This is a genomic window from Streptomyces sp. cg40, assembly GCF_050320165.1.
Lineage (GTDB): Bacteria > Actinomycetota > Actinomycetes > Streptomycetales > Streptomycetaceae > Streptomyces > Streptomyces hokutonensis.
In genome coordinates this window covers 6,803,920-6,821,897 of record NZ_CP190128.1, presented here as the reverse complement: position 1 = coordinate 6,821,897, position 17,978 = coordinate 6,803,920, and the positions used below count along the sequence as shown (strand labels likewise).

Annotated in this window: 16 protein-coding genes and 1 tRNA gene; 13 read left to right on the top strand and 4 right to left on the bottom strand. The window is 68.9% G+C overall.

What is annotated here, in order from left to right:
• Positions 1–36: 36 nt before the first annotated feature.
• Genes desA through ACQHII_RS30680 form a run of 4 tightly spaced genes read left to right on the top strand, consistent with a single transcriptional unit; the run spans position 37 to position 5,042 of the window.
• Entirely contained in the window at positions 37–1,479 is a 1,443-nt protein-coding gene (gene desA, locus ACQHII_RS30695; protein ID WP_427922315.1) for a lysine decarboxylase DesA, read from the top strand.
• Positions 1,463–2,740, top strand: coding sequence for a lysine N(6)-hydroxylase/L-ornithine N(5)-oxygenase family protein (locus tag ACQHII_RS30690; protein WP_427922314.1), 1,278 nt, complete (start codon positions 1,463–1,465; stop codon positions 2,738–2,740). The genes desA and ACQHII_RS30690 overlap by 17 nt, the downstream gene beginning before the upstream one ends.
• On the top strand, positions 2,737–3,267 hold the full coding sequence (locus ACQHII_RS30685) for a GNAT family N-acetyltransferase (protein ID WP_427922313.1): 531 nt from the start codon (positions 2,737–2,739) through the stop codon (positions 3,265–3,267). Before ACQHII_RS30690 ends, ACQHII_RS30685 begins: the two co-directional genes overlap by 4 nt.
• A complete protein-coding gene (locus ACQHII_RS30680) occupies positions 3,264–5,042 on the top strand; it encodes an IucA/IucC family protein (RefSeq protein WP_427922312.1) in 1,779 nt (592 codons plus the stop codon). Before ACQHII_RS30685 ends, ACQHII_RS30680 begins: the two co-directional genes overlap by 4 nt.
• 67 nt (positions 5,043–5,109) lie before the next feature.
• On the opposite strand, the gene ACQHII_RS30675 is transcribed toward ACQHII_RS30680, so the two are convergent.
• Positions 5,110–6,699 carry a beta-N-acetylhexosaminidase gene (locus tag ACQHII_RS30675; protein ID WP_427922311.1) on the bottom strand — a complete coding sequence of 530 codons (1,590 nt, stop codon included), beginning with the start codon at positions 6,697–6,699 and terminating at the stop codon, positions 5,110–5,112.
• Between the two features lie 83 nt (positions 6,700–6,782).
• Here ACQHII_RS30675 and ACQHII_RS30670 point away from each other — a divergent pair, with 83 nt between their 5' ends.
• Positions 6,783–7,661, top strand: a complete 879-nt coding sequence (locus tag ACQHII_RS30670) for a DUF4429 domain-containing protein (protein WP_427922310.1) — start codon at positions 6,783–6,785, stop codon at positions 7,659–7,661.
• 60 nt (positions 7,662–7,721) lie between these two features.
• On the opposite strand, the gene ACQHII_RS30665 is transcribed toward ACQHII_RS30670, so the two are convergent.
• A complete protein-coding gene (locus tag ACQHII_RS30665) occupies positions 7,722–9,302 on the bottom strand; it encodes a purple acid phosphatase family protein (protein WP_427922309.1) in 1,581 nt (526 codons plus the stop codon).
• A 165-nt stretch (positions 9,303–9,467) separates the two neighbouring features.
• Here ACQHII_RS30665 and ACQHII_RS30660 point away from each other — a divergent pair, with 165 nt between their 5' ends.
• Both ACQHII_RS30660 and glmS read left to right on the top strand, forming a co-directional pair.
• Positions 9,468–9,725 (top strand): hypothetical protein, encoded by a 258-nt coding sequence (locus ACQHII_RS30660; protein WP_019065776.1) that lies wholly within the window; start codon positions 9,468–9,470, stop codon positions 9,723–9,725.
• Between the two features lie 12 nt (positions 9,726–9,737).
• Positions 9,738–11,555: a glutamine--fructose-6-phosphate transaminase (isomerizing) gene (glmS, locus tag ACQHII_RS30655; protein ID WP_427922308.1), complete on the top strand. Its 1,818-nt coding sequence runs from the start codon at positions 9,738–9,740 to the stop codon at positions 11,553–11,555.
• 147 nt (positions 11,556–11,702) lie between these two features.
• Here the strand turns inward: glmS and ACQHII_RS30650 are convergent, their stop codons facing one another.
• Together ACQHII_RS30650 and ACQHII_RS30645 are read right to left on the bottom strand one after the other, a co-directional pair.
• Positions 11,703–12,275, bottom strand: a complete 573-nt coding sequence (locus tag ACQHII_RS30650) for a GPR1/FUN34/YaaH family transporter (protein WP_427922307.1) — start codon at positions 12,273–12,275, stop codon at positions 11,703–11,705.
• A gap of 120 nt (positions 12,276–12,395) precedes the next feature.
• On the bottom strand, positions 12,396–12,923 hold the full coding sequence (locus ACQHII_RS30645) for a universal stress protein (protein WP_019065779.1): 528 nt from the start codon (positions 12,921–12,923) through the stop codon (positions 12,396–12,398).
• A 325-nt stretch (positions 12,924–13,248) separates the two neighbouring features.
• On the opposite strand from ACQHII_RS30645, the gene ACQHII_RS30640 reads away from it, so the two are divergent.
• The 6 genes from ACQHII_RS30640 to ACQHII_RS30615 all read left to right on the top strand — a co-directional run bounded on the left by ACQHII_RS30640 (position 13,249) and on the right by ACQHII_RS30615 (position 17,913).
• Positions 13,249–13,569 carry a hypothetical protein gene (locus ACQHII_RS30640; protein WP_427922306.1) on the top strand — a complete coding sequence of 107 codons (321 nt, stop codon included), beginning with the start codon at positions 13,249–13,251 and terminating at the stop codon, positions 13,567–13,569.
• A gap of 377 nt (positions 13,570–13,946) precedes the next feature.
• A complete protein-coding gene (locus ACQHII_RS30635) occupies positions 13,947–15,209 on the top strand; it encodes a helix-turn-helix domain-containing protein (protein ID WP_427922305.1) in 1,263 nt (420 codons plus the stop codon).
• 144 nt (positions 15,210–15,353) lie between these two features.
• Positions 15,354–15,956: an oligoribonuclease gene (gene orn / locus ACQHII_RS30630; RefSeq protein WP_043259216.1), complete on the top strand. Its 603-nt coding sequence runs from the start codon at positions 15,354–15,356 to the stop codon at positions 15,954–15,956.
• 82 nt (positions 15,957–16,038) lie between these two features.
• Positions 16,039–16,111, top strand: a tRNA-His gene (locus ACQHII_RS30625).
• A 165-nt stretch (positions 16,112–16,276) separates the two neighbouring features.
• Complete coding sequence (locus tag ACQHII_RS30620) at positions 16,277–17,086, top strand: alpha/beta hydrolase (RefSeq protein WP_427922304.1); 810 nt, start codon at positions 16,277–16,279, stop codon at positions 17,084–17,086.
• Complete coding sequence (locus tag ACQHII_RS30615; RefSeq protein WP_427922303.1) at positions 17,083–17,913, top strand: oxidoreductase; 831 nt, start codon at positions 17,083–17,085, stop codon at positions 17,911–17,913. Before ACQHII_RS30620 ends, ACQHII_RS30615 begins: the two co-directional genes overlap by 4 nt.
• Positions 17,914–17,978: the final 65 nt, after the last annotated feature.

The window sequence follows — 17,978 nt, the reverse complement described above, 5'->3', positions numbered from 1 at the left end:
AGTTCAAAGCCCGTCCCCACCCCGGAGGACCCCCACATGCGCTCGCACCTGCTCAATGACACGACCGCGGAGCACTACCGCCGCTCCGTGACTGAAGGCGTGGAGCGGGTGGCGGCCAAACTCGCCACCACGGAACGACCGTTCACCGGCGTCACGGTCGACGCCCTCTCCCCCCTCATCGACCGCATCGACCTCGACCGCCCGCTGCACGACACCGCCGCGGTGCTCGACGAGCTGGACGAGGTCTATCTGCGGGACGCGATCTACTTCCACCACCCGCGCTATCTCGCCCACCTCAACTGCCCGGTCGTCATCCCGGCGGTGCTCGGCGAGGCGGTGCTCTCCGCCGTCAACTCCTCCCTGGACACCTGGGACCAGTCGGCCGGCGGCACGCTCATCGAGCGCAAGCTGATCGACTGGACGAACGAGCGGATCGGCCTCGGGCCGCACGCCGACGGGGTGTTCACCTCCGGCGGCAGCCAGTCCAACCTCCAGGCCCTGCTGCTGGCCCGCGAGGAGGCGAAGACCGACACGCTCGCCAAACTGCGCATCTTCGCCTCCGAGGTCAGCCACTTCAGCGTGAAGAAGTCCGCGAAACTGCTGGGCCTCGGGCAGGACGCCGTCGTGTCGATACCCGTCGGCGCCGACAAGCGGATGCAGACGGTCGCCCTCGCCCGGGAGTTGGAGCGCTGCAAGTCGGCCGGGCTCGTCCCGATGGCCGTCGTCGCCACCGCCGGCACCACCGACTTCGGCTCCATCGACCCGCTGCCCGAAGTCGCCGAACTGTGCGAGCAGTTCGGGGTGTGGATGCACGTCGACGCGGCCTACGGCTGCGGGCTGCTCGCCTCCCTCAGGCACCGGAGCCGGATCGACGGCATCGAGCGCGCCGACTCGGTCACCGTGGACTACCACAAGTCCTTCTTCCAGCCGGTGAGTTCGTCCGCCCTGCTGGTCCGCGACGCCGACACCCTGCGCCACGCGACCTACCACGCGGACTACCTCAACCCGCGCCGCATGGTGCAGGAGCGCATCCCCAACCAGGTGGACAAGTCCCTCCAGACCACCCGCCGTTTCGACGCGCTCAAGCTCTGGATGACCCTGCGCGTGATGGGCGCCGACGGCATCGGCCAACTCTTCGACGAGGTCTGCGACCTGGCCGAGGAGGGCTGGAAGCTGCTGGCCGCCGACCTGCGGTTCGACGTGGTCGTCGAGCCCTCGCTCTCCACCCTCGTCTACCGCTACATCCCGGCCGCCGTCACCGACCCCGCCGAGATCGACCGCGCCAACCTGTACGCCCGCAAGGCCCTGTTCGCCTCCGGTGACGCGGTGGTCGCGGGCACCAAGGTCGCGGGCCGCCACTACCTGAAGTTCACCCTGCTCAACCCCGAGACGACGGCCGACGACATCGCCGCCGTCCTCGACCTGATCGCCGGCCACGCCGAGCAGTACCTGGGAGAGTCCCTTGACCGCGCTTCCTGAACCCGCCACCAAGACCTACGACTTCGTGGGCATCGGGCTCGGACCCTTCAACCTCGGCCTCGCCTGCCTCACCGAGCCCATCGCCGAACTCGACGGGATCTTCCTGGACTCGAAGCCCGACTTCGAGTGGCACGCCGGCATGTTCCTCGACGGCGCCCACCTCCAGACCCCGTTCATGTCCGACCTGGTCACCCTCGCCGACCCGACCTCGCCGTACTCCTTCCTGAACTACCTGAAGGAGAAGGGGCGTCTGTACCCCTTCTACATCCGCGAGAACTTCTATCCGCTGCGCGTCGAGTACGACGACTACTGCCGCTGGGCCGCAGGCCGGCTCTCCAACGTGCGCTTCGGCACGACGGTCACCGAGGTGACGTACGAGGACGAGGTCTACGTCGTGCGGACCGAGGCCGGTGAGGTCTTCCGCGCCCGGCACCTGGTTCTCGGCACCGGCACCCCGCCCTACCTCCCGGAGGCCGTGGCCGGTCTCGGCGGTGACTTCATCCACAACTCCCGCTATGTGCACCACAAAACGGAGTTGCAGGCCAAGGAGTCGATCACGCTGGTCGGCAGCGGGCAGTCCGCCGCCGAGATCTACTACGACCTGCTCAGTGAAATCGACGTCCACGGCTACGAGTTGAACTGGGTCACGCGCTCACCGCGCTTCTTCCCGCTGGAGTACACGAAACTCACGCTGGAGATGACCTCCCCGGAGTACATCGACTACTTCCACGCGCTGCCCGAGCAGACCCGCTACCGCCTCACGGCCGAGCAGAAGGGCCTCTTCAAGGGCATCGACGGCGACCTCGTCAACGACATCTTCGACCTGCTGTACCAGAAGAAGGTCGGCGGAGCCGTTCCCACCCGGCTGCTCACCAACTCCTCCCTCAACGACGCCACTTACCGCGACGGCGTCTACGAACTCGGTCTGCGCCAGGAGGAGCAGGGGAAGGACTACACCCTGCGCTCGCAGGGCCTGGTCCTCGCCACCGGTTACAAGTACGCCGAGCCGGAGTTCCTCAAGCCCGTGCACGAGCGGCTGCGCTACGACTCGCGGGGCAACTTCGACATCGCGCGCAACTACTCGATCGACACCACGGGCCGGGGCGTCTTCCTCCAGAACGCGGGCGTCCACGCGCACAGCATCACGTCCCCGGACCTGGGCATGGGCGCGTACCGCAACTCGTACATCATCCGTGAGCTGCTCGGCACCGAGTACTACCCGGTCGAACAGACCATCGCGTTCCAGGAGTTCGCCGTATGACCTTCACCTTCCGCCCCCTGGACCCGCTGCGGGACGCCGAGTTGCTGCACCGGTGGGTCACCCACCCCAAGGCCGCGTTCTGGATGATGCAGGACGCGAAACTGGAGGACGTCGAGCGCGCCTACATGGAGATCGCGGCCGACGAGCACCAGCAGGCGCTGCTCGGCCTCCAGGACGGGGTACCCGTCTTCCTGATGGAGTACTACGACCCGCGGTATCGCGAACTGGTCGGTCTGTACGAGCCGTTGCCCGGTGATGTCGGCATGCACTTCCTGACGCCGGCCACCGAGGCACCCGTCCACGGCTTCACCCGCGCGGTGATCACCGCCGTGCTGGCCCGGCTCTTCGAGGACCCGGCGGTCGCACGGGTCGTCGTAGAACCGGATGTGTCGAACACCGCCGTGCACGCCCTGAACAAGACGGTCGGGTTCGTGCCCGAGCGCGAGATCCAAAAGCCGGAGAAAATGGCCCTGTTGAGCTTCTGCACCCGCGAACAGTTCCTGGCGGCGACGGCGGTGTCCGCATGAGTCTCGCCGACGCCGTCGCCCACCTCTCCCCCGAGCGCTGGGAGAAGGCCAACCGCCAGCTGATCCGCAAGGCCCTCGCGGAGTTCGCGCACGAGCGGCTGATCACCCCCGAACCGGTCGAGAAAGACGGGGACTTGTACGTCGTCCGCAGCGACGACGGTCTGACCCGGTACCGCTTCACCGCCGTCCGCCGCGCCCTCGACCACTGGCAGGTGGATGCCGACTCGATCACCCGACACCGTGACGGCGCCGAACTCCCCCTCGCCTCACTGGAGTTCTTCATCGAGCTGCAGAAGTCGCTGGGGCTGAGCGAGGAGATCCTGCCGGTGTACCTGGAGGAGATCTCCTCCACCCTCTCCGGCACCTGCTACAAGCTCACCAAGCCTCAGCTCCCGGTCGGCGAGCTGGTGACGAGCGACTTCCAGGCCATCGAGACGGGGATGACCGAGGGCCACCCCTGCTTCGTCGCCAACAACGGCCGACTCGGCTTCGGCGTCCACGAGTACCTCTCGTACGCCCCCGAGACCGCGAGCCCGGTCCGGCTGGTCTGGCTGGCCGCACACCGCTCACGGGCGGCGTTCACGGCGGGTGTGGGCATCGAGTACGAGTCGTTCGTCAAGGACGAGCTGGGGAGTGTGACACTGAACCGTTTCCGCGACACACTTTTTGAAAAGGGTCTCGACCCCGACGACTACCTCCTCATCCCCGTCCACCCCTGGCAGTGGTGGAACAAGCTCACCGTCACCTTCGCCGCCGAGGTCGCCCGCGGCCTCCTTGTCTGTCTCGGCGAGGGCGACGACGAGTACCTCGCCCAGCAGTCCATCCGGACCTTCTTCAACCGGTCCAACCCCGAGAAGCACTACGTGAAGACGGCCCTGTCCGTCATCAACATGGGCTTCATGCGCGGGCTTTCGGCCGCCTACATGGAGGCGACCCCGGCGATCAACGACTGGCTCGCCCAACTCATCGACAACGACCCGGTGTTGAGGTCCACCGGCCTGTCGATCATCCGCGAGCGGGCCGCCGTCGGCTACCGGCACCTGGAGTACGAGGCCGCGACCGACCGCTACTCGCCGTACCGCAAAATGCTCGCCGCCCTGTGGCGCGAGAGCCCGGTCTCCTCGCTCCGGGACGGGGAGTCCCTGGCGACGATGGCCTCGCTGGTGCATCTCGACCACGAGGGCGCGTCCTTCGCCGGCGCGCTGATCGAGCGCTCGGGGCTGACCCCGGTGGAGTGGCTGCGGCGCTATCTGCGGGCGTACTTCACTCCGCTGCTGCACAGCTTCTACGCCTACGACCTGGTGTTCATGCCGCACGGCGAGAACGTGATCCTCGTCCTGAAGGACGGTGTCGTCCAGCGCGCGATCTACAAGGACATCGCCGAGGAGATCGCCGTCATGGACCCGGACGCGGTGCTGCCGCCGACGGTGGAGCGGCTGCGGGTCGAGGTCCCCGAGGACAAGAAGCTCCTGTCGATCTTCACCGACGTCTTCGACTGCTTCTTCCGCTTCCTCGCCTCCAACCTGGCCGCCGAAGGCGTACTTGAGGAGGACGACTTCTGGCGTACGGTCGCGGAGGTCACCCGCGAGTACCAGGACTCGGCGCCCGAACTCGCCGACAAGTTCCGGCAGTACGACATGTTCGCCCCGGAGTTCTCGCTGTCCTGCCTCAACCGGCTCCAGCTGCGCAACAACGAGCAGATGGTGGACCTGGCGGACCCGTCCGGCGCGCTCCAGCTCGTCGGCACCCTGAAGAACCCCATCGCCGGGTTCTGACCACACAAGCAGGCGGGCACCCCGGGGTACGGTCCCCCGGGGTGCCCGCCCTCATGCCGAGAAGCAACTACCCTGCGGGCCACGGCACTTGGGGCGACCGGTAGTAGTCGATCCCGAGCGCGTCCCAGCGCGGGGCCTGTGCCGCGAGCCGCACCTTGTAGGTGTCCCAGTCGTGCGTCGAGGCCGGCGACCAGCCCAGCTCGGCCACGCCCGGCAGCCGGGGGAAGGCCATGTACTGGATGTTCACGTCGGTCACGATGGTCTCCGTCCACAGCGGTGCCTCGACGCCCCGGATCGCCGAACTGGGCGCCCCGGGAAGGTAGTTGCCCGGGTCCCAGTCGTAGGACCGCTTCACCTCGACCAGGCCCGCCCAGTCCTGGCCGAGCGGGGTGTCCTCGGTGTACTTCATGTCGAGGTAGACCCGGTCGGCGGGCGAGAGGATCAGCCCGGTGCCGTTCTTCGCGGCCTCGGCGACCTGGGCCTTCTCGGCGGCGTCGGTGTCGTCGAGACCCCAGTACTGGGCGAGGGCGCCCTTGATCGGATGCGCGCCGGTGATCTGGTGCCAGGCGATCACCGTCTTGCCGTACTTGGCGACGATCGGCTGCACCCGGTCCATGAACTTGACGTAGTCCTCATGGCTGGTGGAGTGCGCCTCGTCGCCGCCGATGTGGAGATAGCGGCCCGGGGTGAGCGCGGCCAGCTCGCCGATCACGTCGTCCACGAAGCTGTACGTGAGGTCCTTGCCGACGCACAGCGAGCTGAAGCCGACGTCCGTGCCCGTGTAGAGCGGGGGCGCCACGCCGTCGCAGTTCAGGTCGGCGTAGGAGGCGAGGGCCGCGTTGGTGTGGCCGGGCATGTCGATCTCCGGGACGACCTCCAGATAGCGGGAGGCCGCGTACCGGACGATCTCCTTGTAGTCGTCCTTGGTGTAGTAGCCGCCCGCACCGCCGTCGACCTGGGTCGAGCCGCCGTAAGTGGCCAGCCGGGGCCAGGAGTTGATCGCGATGCGCCAGCCCTGGTCGTCGCTGAGGTGCAGATGCAGTTCGTTGATCTTGTAGAGCGCCAACTCGTCGATGTAGCGCTTGACCTGGGCGACCGTGAAGAAGTGCCGGGAGACGTCGAGCATCGCGCCGCGGTAGGCGTAGCGCGGGGAGTCCTCGATGGTGCCGCCCGCGATCCGCCAGGGGCCGCGCTGCACGGACTTCTTCTCGACGGCGGCGGGCAGGAGCTGGCGCAGGGTCTGCACGCCGTGGAAGAGCCCGGCGGGCCTGCTCGCGGTGATGGTGACCCCGGAGGTCCCACTGACGAGCCGGTAGCCCTCGGCGCCGAACGTGCCTTTGGCCAACCGGAGTTGGATGCCGCCCTTGCCCCGCGAGGTGACCGGGAGCCGGTAGCCGGTGGAGGGGCGCAGGATGCCCGCGAGGTACTCGCCGATCCGGCGCGACTCCCGTGACTCGCCGACGCGGATACGGGTCGTGCTCGTGATCCGGTACGGCTGTCCGCCGGGGGTGACGGAGGCGGGCGCCGGGACCACCCGGCCCAGCGGGGTGACGGGGGCGGGTTCGACGGAGGGCGCCGCGCCGACGACGGACACGCTCGCGGCGGCGACGAGCAGCAGCGAACCGAGGAGGCGGGTCGTTCTGTGGCGCTGTCTCACAAGGTGTCTCACAAGCGGTCCCTTCCATGCAGCCGGACAGGTACAGACCATTCTGTCGCCAAGGCGGTGGAACAATCCCTGCTATGGCGGAAATCATCCAGAAGGACGGCACCTGGATCTTCGACGGCGACGCCCTGCGGCTGACTCCCGGACGGGACAAGAACGTCGGCCTGTTCCGCCGGACACTGGGCGAACTCGTCGTTCCCCTGGGCGCGTTGGCGGGCGTCTCGTTCGAACAGGGCCGCAGGTCGGGGCGGCTGCGACTGCGGCTGCGCGACGGCGCCGACCCGCTGCTGCACGCCACCGGCGGCCGGCTCGCCGAGGGCGACGACCCCTACCAACTGACCGTGGAATCGGACCGGTACGGCGTCGCCGAGTACTTCGTGGACGAGGTACGGGGCGCCCTGCTGCTCGACGGGGTCCCGGCCGACCCGGTCGCCGAGTACCTGCTGCCGGGCCCGGCCGTGCCGCTCTCCGTCTCCGCCGGGGACGGCACCGCGAGCTTCGACGGCGAGCACGTACGGCTGGAGTGGAACTGGAAGACCGAGGACGCCAAGTCCGCCGCCGGTGCCCGCACCCTCGCCGTCACGGACCTCGTCGGCGTGGAGTGGCGGCCGTCGGCCGGTCTGGAGAACGGCTACCTCCGCTTCGCGGTGCGCCACGCGCCGACCAAGGCACCGCCCAAGTACGACCCCAACTCGGTGGAGTTGTGGGGCTTCAAGAAGGACCCGCTGATGGCCCTGATCGCCGCGGCCGTCCAGGCCCGCCTCCCGCACCCCGCCGCCGAGACGGACGTACGACATGAACTGGCCCTGTCCACACCGCAGTTGACGACCGCGGCGGAGGACGGCCATGACGCGCTGCTGCGGCGGCTGCGGGAACTCGGCGAGCTGCACCGGGACGGGGTGCTCACGGACGAGGAGTTCTCGATGGCCAAACAGGCGGTCCTCAAACGCATGTGAGGACCGCCCGCCGGATGAACTACGCCCCGCCTTCCAGGCGTAACTCGGTGTGAATCGTGGTTACTTGGCCTTGCGGGCGACCGTGAAGCGGTCGATCTCGGCGCCGGTCTCGGCGATGCCGCGGACCGTCAGGGTGGCCGTACGGCCCTTGTGGGCGGGCTGGACGTCCACGCGCAGGAACGAGTAGTTGAGGTAGCGCACGCGCGACCAGGCGACCGTCTCGTTGACCTTGCCGTCCTTCGTGTTGATGAAGGCGGCCACGGAGTCGACGTCGGCGACGTGACCCTCGTAGGAGTCCGGGGCGGTGAACGCGTACAGGCTGCGGCCGGCCGCACCCGCCGTCACGTAGACGACTCCCTCGGTCTCCGGGTACGCCGTGCCGCCGATCGGCAGCTTCTTGACGACGGCGTTCTTCTTGATGACGTCGGTGCGCTCGTACTGGTGGTTGTGGCCGTTGATCACCAGGTCCACCGTGTACTTCTCGAACAGCGGCACCCACTCGTTGCGCACTCCCCCCTCCGAGGAGTGCGCGGTGGAGGTGCAGTACGCGCAGTGGTGGAAGAAGATCACGATGAAGTCGACGTTCTTCGAGGCGCGGAACTTCTTGAGCTGCCCCTCCAGCCACGTGGTCTGGGTGCCGCCCGAGATGCCGAGGTTGGCCGGGATCTCGAAGGACACGTCGTTGGCGTCGAGCGAGATGACCGCCGTGTTGCCGTAGACGAAGGAGTAGACGCCCGGCAGGTTGGTCTTGTCGGGGCCGTTGTCCGGCAGGCTCCAGCGGGCGTCCTCGCCGCCGTAGCCGTTGGGCGAGTACCAGGCCTCCATGTCGTGGTTGCCGTAGGCGGGCATCCACGGCACGGACTTGGCGACCGACTCGGTCTGGGCGAGGAACTGGTCCCAGATGCGCGAGTCGAAGCCGGTGTCGGCGGTCTTGCCCGCGCCCGCCGGGTCGGCGTACGCGATGTCGCCGGCGTGCAGGTGGAAGGCCGGGTTCTGGGCCAGCAGCAGGCTGTCGTTGGCGAGGCCGTGGTAGCCGACACCCTCGTCGCCGAAGGCCGTGAAGGTGAACGGCTCGGACCGGTCGGGGGCGGTGGTGAAAGTGCCCAGCGTGCCGAGCAGGTGCGGCTCGGCCGGGTCGAAGCCCGCGTGGCCGACGCCGTAGTAGTACGTCTTGCCCGGACGCAGATGCGTCAGCTTGGCGTGCAGGTAGTACTGGGTGTGGTCGCCGCTCGCGCCGACGCCCGCCGGGGTGTAGAGCGTGCGCACCTCGGCCTCGATCTTGCGGGAGAGGTCCCAGGGGTGCGCGCCGATCCGGACGAACGGCTTCTTGACATTGGTCGGGACCTGCCAGGAGACCGTGACCTCGGTGCTCGGGTCGTTGCCGAACGCGAGGTGGCGGCCGAACGGGGAGACGAGGGCCCCGTCGACCGCCTCGCCGACGGAGGTGGCGGCGTAGGTGGCGGAGGCCTGGCTGGGGACGGCCGCCTGGGCGACCGCGCCCGGGACGAACACGCCACCGGCGACGGCACCGAGGGTCACGGCGCCGCCTCTGATCATGGTGCGCCGGGAGAATTTCGAGCGTAGGTACTCGTGCTGCTCAGCCATGCTCATACGCTCGGCGAGCTCTTCGGGTACTCCCATACGAGGAATGTCCATGGCGTCTGAAACTCGTCCATATGAGCGACGTAACACAAGACACAGGATGGACAGCTTACGAACAGAGCCCCATAAGACATTCAACAGGCCGCTGCCCGATATCGGGCAGGATTCTTGCAAACCTGCCCCCCGTACTCCAGGATCAACCGGGTGCACGACGAACTCGTTGATCATCTGACGCGCTCCACGACCCTTAACCGGGGCGAGGCGCTGCGGGTGATCCAGGACGTGCTCGCGTACTTCGACGAGACGACCGAGGACTACGTCCGTCGCCGCCACCGCGAGCTCCAGGCCCAGGGTCTGGTCAACGCGACGATCTTCGACCGGATCGAGGCGGACCTGAAATACCGGGCGGTCGCACCGCCGGAGCTCACGCTCAGGCAGCTGCGCCGCATCGTCTACGGCTAGGAACACCTATATATGTGCGGAATCGTCGGATACATCGGCAAGCGTGACGTTGCTCCGCTTCTGCTGGAGGGCCTGCAGCGGCTGGAGTACCGCGGCTACGACTCGGCGGGCATCGCCATCACGGCCCCCAAGACGGCCGGCCTGAAGGTGGTCAAGGCCAAGGGCCGGGTCCGTGACCTGGAGGCCAAGGTCCCGGCGCGCTTCAAGGGCACCACCGGCATCGCCCACACCCGCTGGGCCACGCACGGCGCCCCCTCCGATGTGAACGCGCACCCGCACCTGTCCGCCGACAGCAAGGTCGCCGTCGTCCACAACGGCATCATCGACAACGCCTCCGACCTCAGGAAGAAGCTGGAGGCGGACGGCGTCGAGTTCCTCTCCGAGACCGACACCGAGGTCCTCACCCACCTCATCGCCCGCTCCCAGGCCCAGACCCTGGAGGAGAAGGTCCGCCAGGCACTCCGGGTGATCGAGGGGACGTACGGCATCGCCGTCCTGCACGCCGACTTCCCCGACCGCATCGTGGTGGCTCGAAACGGCTCCCCCGTGGTCCTCGGCATCGGCGAGAAGGAGATGTTCGTCGCCTCGGACATCGCCGCACTCGTCACCCACACGCGCCAGATAGTGACCCTCGACGACGGCGAGATGGCGACCCTCAAGGCCGACGACTTCCGGACATACACCACCGAGGGCACCCGCACCACGTCCGAGCCGACCACCGTCGAGTGGGAGGCCGCCTCCTACGACATGGGCGGCCACGACACCTACATGCACAAGGAGATCTTCGAGCAGGCCGACGCCGTGGACCGCGTGCTGCGCGGCCGGATCGACGACCGCTTCTCCACCGTGCACCTCGGCGGCCTGAACCTGGACGCCCGCGAGGCCCGGCAGATCCGCCGCGTCAAGATCCTCGGCTGCGGCACCTCGTACCACGCGGGCATGATCGGCGCCCAGATGATCGAGGAGCTGGCCCGCATCCCCGCGGACGCCGAACCGGCCTCGGAGTTCCGCTACCGCAACGCGGTGGTCGACCCCGACACCCTCTACATCGCGGTCTCCCAGTCCGGCGAGACCTACGACGTCCTCGCCGCGGTCCAGGAGCTGAAGCGCAAGGGCGCCCGGGTCCTCGGCGTGGTGAACGTCGTCGGCTCGGCGATCGCGCGCGAGGCGGACGGCGGCATGTACGTGCACGCGGGCCCCGAGGTCTGCGTCGTCTCGACCAAGTGCTTCACCAACACCACAGTGGCGTTCGCCCTGTTGGCGCTCCACCTCGGCCGCACCCGCGACCTCTCGGTCCGCGACGGCAAGCGCATCATCGAGGGCCTGCGCAAGCTGCCGGCCCAGATCTCCGAGATCCTCGACCAGGAGGAGGAGATCAAGAAGCTGGCCGCCGAGTACGCCGAGGCCCGTTCGATGCTCTTCATCGGCCGGGTCCGGGGCTACCCGGTGGCCCGCGAGGCCTCCCTGAAGCTCAAGGAGGTCTCGTACATCCACGCCGAGGCCTACCCCGCCTCGGAGTTGAAGCACGGCCCCCTCGCCCTCATCGAGCCCGCCCTCCCCACGGTCGCGATCGTCCCCGACGACGACCTCCTGGAGAAGAACCGCGCCGCCCTGGAGGAGATCAAGGCCCGCAGCGGCCGCATCCTCGCGGTGGCCCACCAGCACCAGGAGAAGGCCGACCAGACGATCGTCGTCCCGAAGAACGAGGACGAACTGGACCCGATCCTGATGGGCATCCCGCTCCAACTCCTCGCTTACCACACGGCGTTGGCACTGGGCCGGGACATCGACAAGCCGAGGAACCTCGCCAAGTCGGTCACGGTCGAGTAGAGGCTTTTGTCTTTAGGGGCGCGGGGCTGTATCGATTTGCGGCTCCGCCGCGTGGGCGCGACCAGCCCCCACGCACCCGCAGCGGCCGACGAACGGAAAGGCCCCCCACGTGTGCCTCATACACGTGGGGGGCCTTCCAACTGCCGGTCAACTGGTAGCCGTCACGCCCCGACCGGCCGCCCGACGAGGAAGAACCGTCGGCCAGTGAGCGAGCGCCGCCGTCGCCGAATACCAGGCAACAGCCCCCGCAGCGACACCGAACCACCCCCCGACCTTGCTCAGCCCGTCGTTGCCGGCGAACTGCGCGATGGCGAGCAGCACAAGGGAGACGAAGAACAACCCGTATGTCCCCTGGGTGAGTTGGTCCCCACCCGCGAGGGTCACGGAGAGAGCGACCAGGGCGAACAGGACCAGGAACAACCCCGCCGCGTTGTCCGACACGGAGTTGCCGGCACTGACGGCCCAGGTGAACCAGAGCGCGCCGAAGGCCGCGAACGCGGTCCCCGTGGCCGAGTCGCCGTCGCGGAACGCGAACAGCCCGGCGACGAAGAGCACAACTCCGCCTACGTAGTGAGCGAGTGACACGGCGTCAGCCGCCGACACTCCGTTGATGACATCCGTGTACCCGAGCCCGAAGGCCAACAGGGTGATTCCCAGGGCGAGTCGGCCGACGACAGAGGTGGTGCTTCCCGTGCTTCCCGCGGAGACGTCATTGTCCACGGCGGGCTCCCTTCATGCATGTGCGGTTGTGCGGTGTGACCGATATATGCCCTTCACAAGGACACAAACACCTCTGCACAGCAGTGAATTCAGAGCCGACCGGCGCGTTGGACCTACGAGTTACGGGATGACGACGACCGGCCGCTGCGCCCGCTTCGCGAGCCGCCCCGCGACGGAGCCGAAGATGCGTCCGACGATGCCGTGGGTCGAGCCCACGACGATCGCGTCCGCCTCGTACTCCCGCCCCACCTCTTCGAGTTCGTGGCAGATGTCACCACCGCGCTCGACGAGGATCCAGGGCACTTCGGCGAGGTACTCGGCGCACGCCAGCTCAAGTCCGAGCACCTCGGTGCGGTGATCCGGCACATCGACGAAGACCGGTGGCTCGCAGCCCGCCCACACCGTGGTGGGCAGCCGGTTGGCGACATGCACGATGACCAGGCCCGAGCCCGAACGATGGGCCATGCCGATGGCGTACGCGAGGGCACGCTCACTGGACGTGGAGCCGTCGAAACCGACGACGACGCCGTGCTTGAAGGCGGGATCGCAGGAATGACGTGGCTGTTCCGCCGCCAGGGGCTCGGCCGCCGTGGGATCGGCGACGGGCCGCTTGCGGTCCGCGGGTTCGAAAGATTCGTGACCGGCCATGGGTGTCTCGGCTTTTTGATCCTCTTGGGAGGGGACAACAGTGTGCGGCGGAGCTGTGTCCGGAGCTGTGTCCGGGAATCATCTTCCCAACCCCATACCCCCAAGGGTACGGCGCCAGTCCTCCTTAGCCCATATCCCGCACACGCTCCGGCGGAGTTCCCCGGAGCATGCACGAGGGGGCGCCCGTAACGCAATGGTTGCTGCCCCGTACAGGCGGTTTGCACAGGATTCACTTACCCCCGCGTCCACCCATGGGCTGCCCTACAGTGACCGACGCATCGAACACGCGTTGAACCCGGCGAACCGCCGCCCCAGGGAGCACGCCATGTCCGGACACCGCACGACCTCCGAGGCACACCCCGGCCCGGACACCGCCACCGATGTGGTCCGCTGGGCGGTCTTCAGCTGTGTCCTCGTCCCCCTGGTCCTCCTCTGGTACGGCACCTCGCTCGCCGGCGCCACCGGAACGGCCCTCGGTCTCGCGGCCGTCACCGCGGCCTGCCGGGTACTGCTGCGCCGCTCCGAGCGAGGCACGGCCCGGCTGCTGGACGAGGAGGAGTCCCCGCATCGCGGCCACCGTCACCGGGCGGCTGCGGGGGCGCACCGGGGTGGTCGGCACGCCGGAGGAAGTACACCGGTCGACTGACCGGTTTCCGCGCACGCGCCCGACGCTTTTCAGCCAACTTCCGGCCACCGTGCATCTGTTGTCCGAACCACCCCCCAACCCCCGTTCCACCTGCACCGAAAGGGTCTGGGAGGGCCTGCGCACCCTACGGGGATTGGCCACTACGGGGAGGCGCACTTCCCTGCACGGCCCACGAGTGCAACGCTTCGTGATCGAATGCTTCACGCCAAGTTGCCATGTCGACAATGTGCCGGTTGCCGAACTGGTCACCCCGGCACCACTGGACACAGTAGATTCGATCTTGACGTCTTACGGCGGGGGACTCGTGCAGGACCGAGGGGAAACGTGCAGGAGCGACACAACCGAGGAGCCGCGACCACCGAGGGGGGCTTAGCAGTATGAGCCACGACTCCACTGCCGCGCCGGAAGCCGCGGCCCGGAAGCTTTCCGGGCGACGCCGCAAGGAGATCGTCGCGGTGCTGCTGTTCAGCGGCGGCCCCATCTTCGAGAGTTCCATACCGCTGTCGGTGTTCGGCATCGACCGGCAGGACGCCGGAGTTCCGCGCTACCGCCTTCTGGTGTGCGGCGGCGAGGACGGTCCGCTGCGCACCACCGGCGGGCTGGAACTGACCACGCCGCACGGCCTGGAGGCGATCTCGCGGGCCGGCACCGTCGTCGTGCCCGCCTGGCGGTCGATCACCGCGCCGCCGCCGGAGGAGGCGCTCGACGCACTGCGCCGGGCGCACGAAGAAGGGGCCCGCATAGTAGGCCTGTGCACCGGCGCGTTCGTGCTGGCCGCTGCGGGTCTGCTGGACGGCCGTCCCGCGACCACCCACTGGATGTACGCGCCGACGCTGGCCAAGCGCTATCCGTCGGTGCACGTGGATCCGAGGGAACTCTTCGTCGACGACGGAGACGTGCTGACGTCCGCCGGTACGGCGGCCGGAATCGATCTCTGTCTCCACATCGTGCGGACGGACCACGGCAACGAGGCGGCCGGCGCGCTCGCCCGGCGCCTGGTGGTCCCCCCGCGCCGAAGCGGCGGTCAGGAGCGCTACCTCGATCGGTCTTTACCAGAGGAGATCGGCGCCGACCCGCTCGCGGAGGTCGTCGCCTGGGCGCTGGAGCACCTCCACGAACAGTTCGACGTGGAGACGCTGGCGGCACGCGCGTACATGAGCAGGCGTACGTTCGACCGCCGCTTCCGCTCGCTCACCGGGAGCGCTCCCCTGCAATGGCTGATCACGCAGCGGGTGCTCCAGGCGCAGCGTCTGCTGGAGACGTCGGACTACTCGGTGGACGAGGTCGCGGGCCGCTGCGGCTTCCGCTCGCCGGTGGCGCTGCGCGGCCATTTCCGCCGCCAGCTGGGCTCGTCGCCCGCCGCCTACCGGGCCGCGTACCGCGCCCGCAGGCCCCAGGGCGACAAGCAGGTGGACGGCGACGGCGCCCCGGGCCAGCCCGGCGGACCGTCGTCCCTGGGCCCGGCGGGCCTGCCGCCCTCGCTGCACCCGGACGGCCCGGTACCGATGCAGACCCGTCGTACGGCGGCGAGCGCGCTGTCGGCGGCCTCGGCCGCGGCTTCGGCGGCGGACAACGGCCGTGAGGCCTACGCCGCGAGCCGCCCGGCGGCGAGCCTGCCCGGGCAGCGCAGCGGGACGTAGCGACAGCAAGCCCTCGGGGGTCTCCGTCGGTCAGGAGATCTCCGGGGGCTTTCGCGCGCTCCGGTTGCTTTTCGCGAGCCCCCGCACCACAAGGTCACCGCACGGTTGGCTCAGCTGAGCGGCGCGCACCTTAGGGTTAGACACATGAACGATCGCATGGTGTGGATCGACTGCGAGATGACCGGCCTCTCGCTGTCAGACGACGCTCTCATCGAGGTGGCCGCCCTCGTCACCGACTCCGAGCTGAACGTGCTCGGCGAGGGGGTGGACATCGTCGTCCGCCCGCCGGACCGGGCGCTGGAGACGATGCCGGACGTGGTACGCCAGATGCACACCGCGTCCGGCCTGCTCGACGAGCTGGCCGGCGGTACGACGCTGGCCGACGCCGAGGAGCAGGTCCTGGCCTACATCCGGGAGCACGTCAAGGAGCCGGGCAAGGCCCCGCTGTGCGGCAACTCGGTCGGCACCGACCGCGGTTTCCTCCTCCGTGACATGCCGACGCTGGAGGAGTACCTGCACTACCGCATCGTGGACGTGTCCTCGGTGAAGGAGCTGGCGCGCCGCTGGTACCCGCGGGCGTACTTCAACAGCCCCGAGAAGAAGGGCAACCACCGCGCCCTCGCCGACATCCGCGAATCCATCGCCGAGCTGCGCTACTACCGCGAGGCGATCTTCGTCCCGCAGCCCGGACCCGACTCCGACACCGCCCGCACGATCGCCGCTAAGCACGTCCAGCCCACCCCGTAAAAGCCGGGCGCGAGCACCCCTTCGGACCCTGTACACTTTTTCTCGGCCGGTCGGAAACTCGCAGAGTGAACGACCGGGCATGGTGGGTGTAGCTCAGCTGGTAGAGCACCTGGTTGTGGTCCAGGAAGTCGCGGGTTCAAGTCCCGTCACTCACCCTTGTACAAAAGGCCCTCGGCCCGCGGAAACGCGGACCGAGGGCCTTTTCGGTTGCCGTCGGAGTGTCCGAACCACTGGGGTGCTTCCCCAGTGCGAGGGCATCGGGGTTTCCGGTTTCGTGTGGGCATGCCGGGTCACGACACCCACACACGAGAGGTCCAGCCATGACCGTCCCCCTTCCCGTGGTCTTCATCCACGGGCTCTGGCTGCACAGCACCTCCTGGCAGCCGTGGATCGACCTGTTCCGCGCGGGGGGCTACGACCCCTCCGCGCCCGGTTGGCCAGGCGACCCCGCCACCGTCGAGGAGGCGCGCCAGAACCCCGAGAGCATCGCCGGCTACGGCATCGACGACGTCGTCGAGCACTACGCGACCCTGATCGAGGCGCTGCCCGCGCCACCCCTCCTGATCGGGCACTCGTTCGGCGGGATGATCGCGCAGAAGCTGCTCGGCCAGGACCGCGCGGCCGCGGCGGTCGCGATCGACGCCGCGCAGATCAAGGGCGTGCTGCCGCTGCCGCTGTCCGCGCTGAAGGCGACGCTCCCGGTCTTCAAGAACCCGGCCAACAAGCGCCGGGCGGTCTCCCTGACCGCGGAGCAGTTCCGGTTCGCGTTCGGCAACGCCGTCGCGGAGGAGGAATCGGCGGCCCTGTACGAGCGCTGGGCCGTCCCCGCGCCGGGCAAGCCGCTGTACGAGGCCGCCTCCGCCAACTTCAACCCCCACTCGCCGGCGAAGGTCGACACGGACAACAGCGGACGCGGCCCGCTGCTGCTCATATCCGGCGGCAAGGACCACACGGTGCCCGAGGTCGTCACCCGGGCCACCCTCAAGCAGTACCGGCACTCCGAGGCGGTCACCGACATCATCAACTTCCCCGACCGCGGGCACTCGTTGACGATCGACGGCGGCTGGCGCGAGGTCGCGGACACCGTACTCACCTGGCTGCGGCAGCAGGGCCAGGAGACCGGGCGATGACCTCCCCCGCATCCCGGCCCGCCGCGACGTCCGGTACCGACGCGGGCCTGACCGGGCGGACCGTGGTGGTCACCGGCGCCGGGCGCGGCATCGGGCTGGCCGTCGTCGAGGCCTTCCTCGCGGCCGGTTCCCGCGTCGTGGCGGGTTCGAGGGAACGCACCGAGGCCCTCGACCGGCACGTGAAGCAGGGGGCCGAGCTCACCGTCGTGGAAGTCGACCTCGCGACGCCCGAGGGCCCGGCCGCGCTGGTCGCCGAGGCCGTGGCGCTCCATGGCGGTGTCGACGTCCTGGTGAACAACGTCGGGGCGGTACGGCCGCGGGTCGACGGCTTCCTCGGTGTGACGGACGAGGACTGGGAGTGGACGTTCACGGTCAACTTCATGGCCGCCGTCCGCGCCACCCGGGCCGCGCTGCCGCACCTGCTCGCCACCGGCGCGGGCCGTATCGTCACCGTCTCCTCGGTCAACGCGCGGCTGCCCGACCCGCTGGTCATCGACTACGGCGCGGCGAAGGCGGCGCTGACCAACTTCTGCAAGGCCCTGTCCAAGGAGGTGGGGCCGCGCGGTGTGCGGGTGAACACCGTCGGTCCCGGCCCGGTGGAGACGGCGCTGTGGCAGGGCGCCGACGGGGTCGCCGCCACGGTCGCCCGGTCCCGGGACGTCGACCCCGGGGAGGTGGCCCGCGGCGCGGCGGACCAGTCCGTGACCGGCCGCTTCACCCGGCCGTCGGAGGTGGCCGATCTCGTGCTCTACCTCGCCGGTCCCCGGGCGGCGAACATCACCGGCGCCGACTTCGTCATCGACGGCGGCCTCGTCGAATCCCTCTGACCGGCCGTCACGGAACGGCGGGCGCCCGAGCCCGCCGCGCCCCTCTCATCCCCTCTCATCCCCTG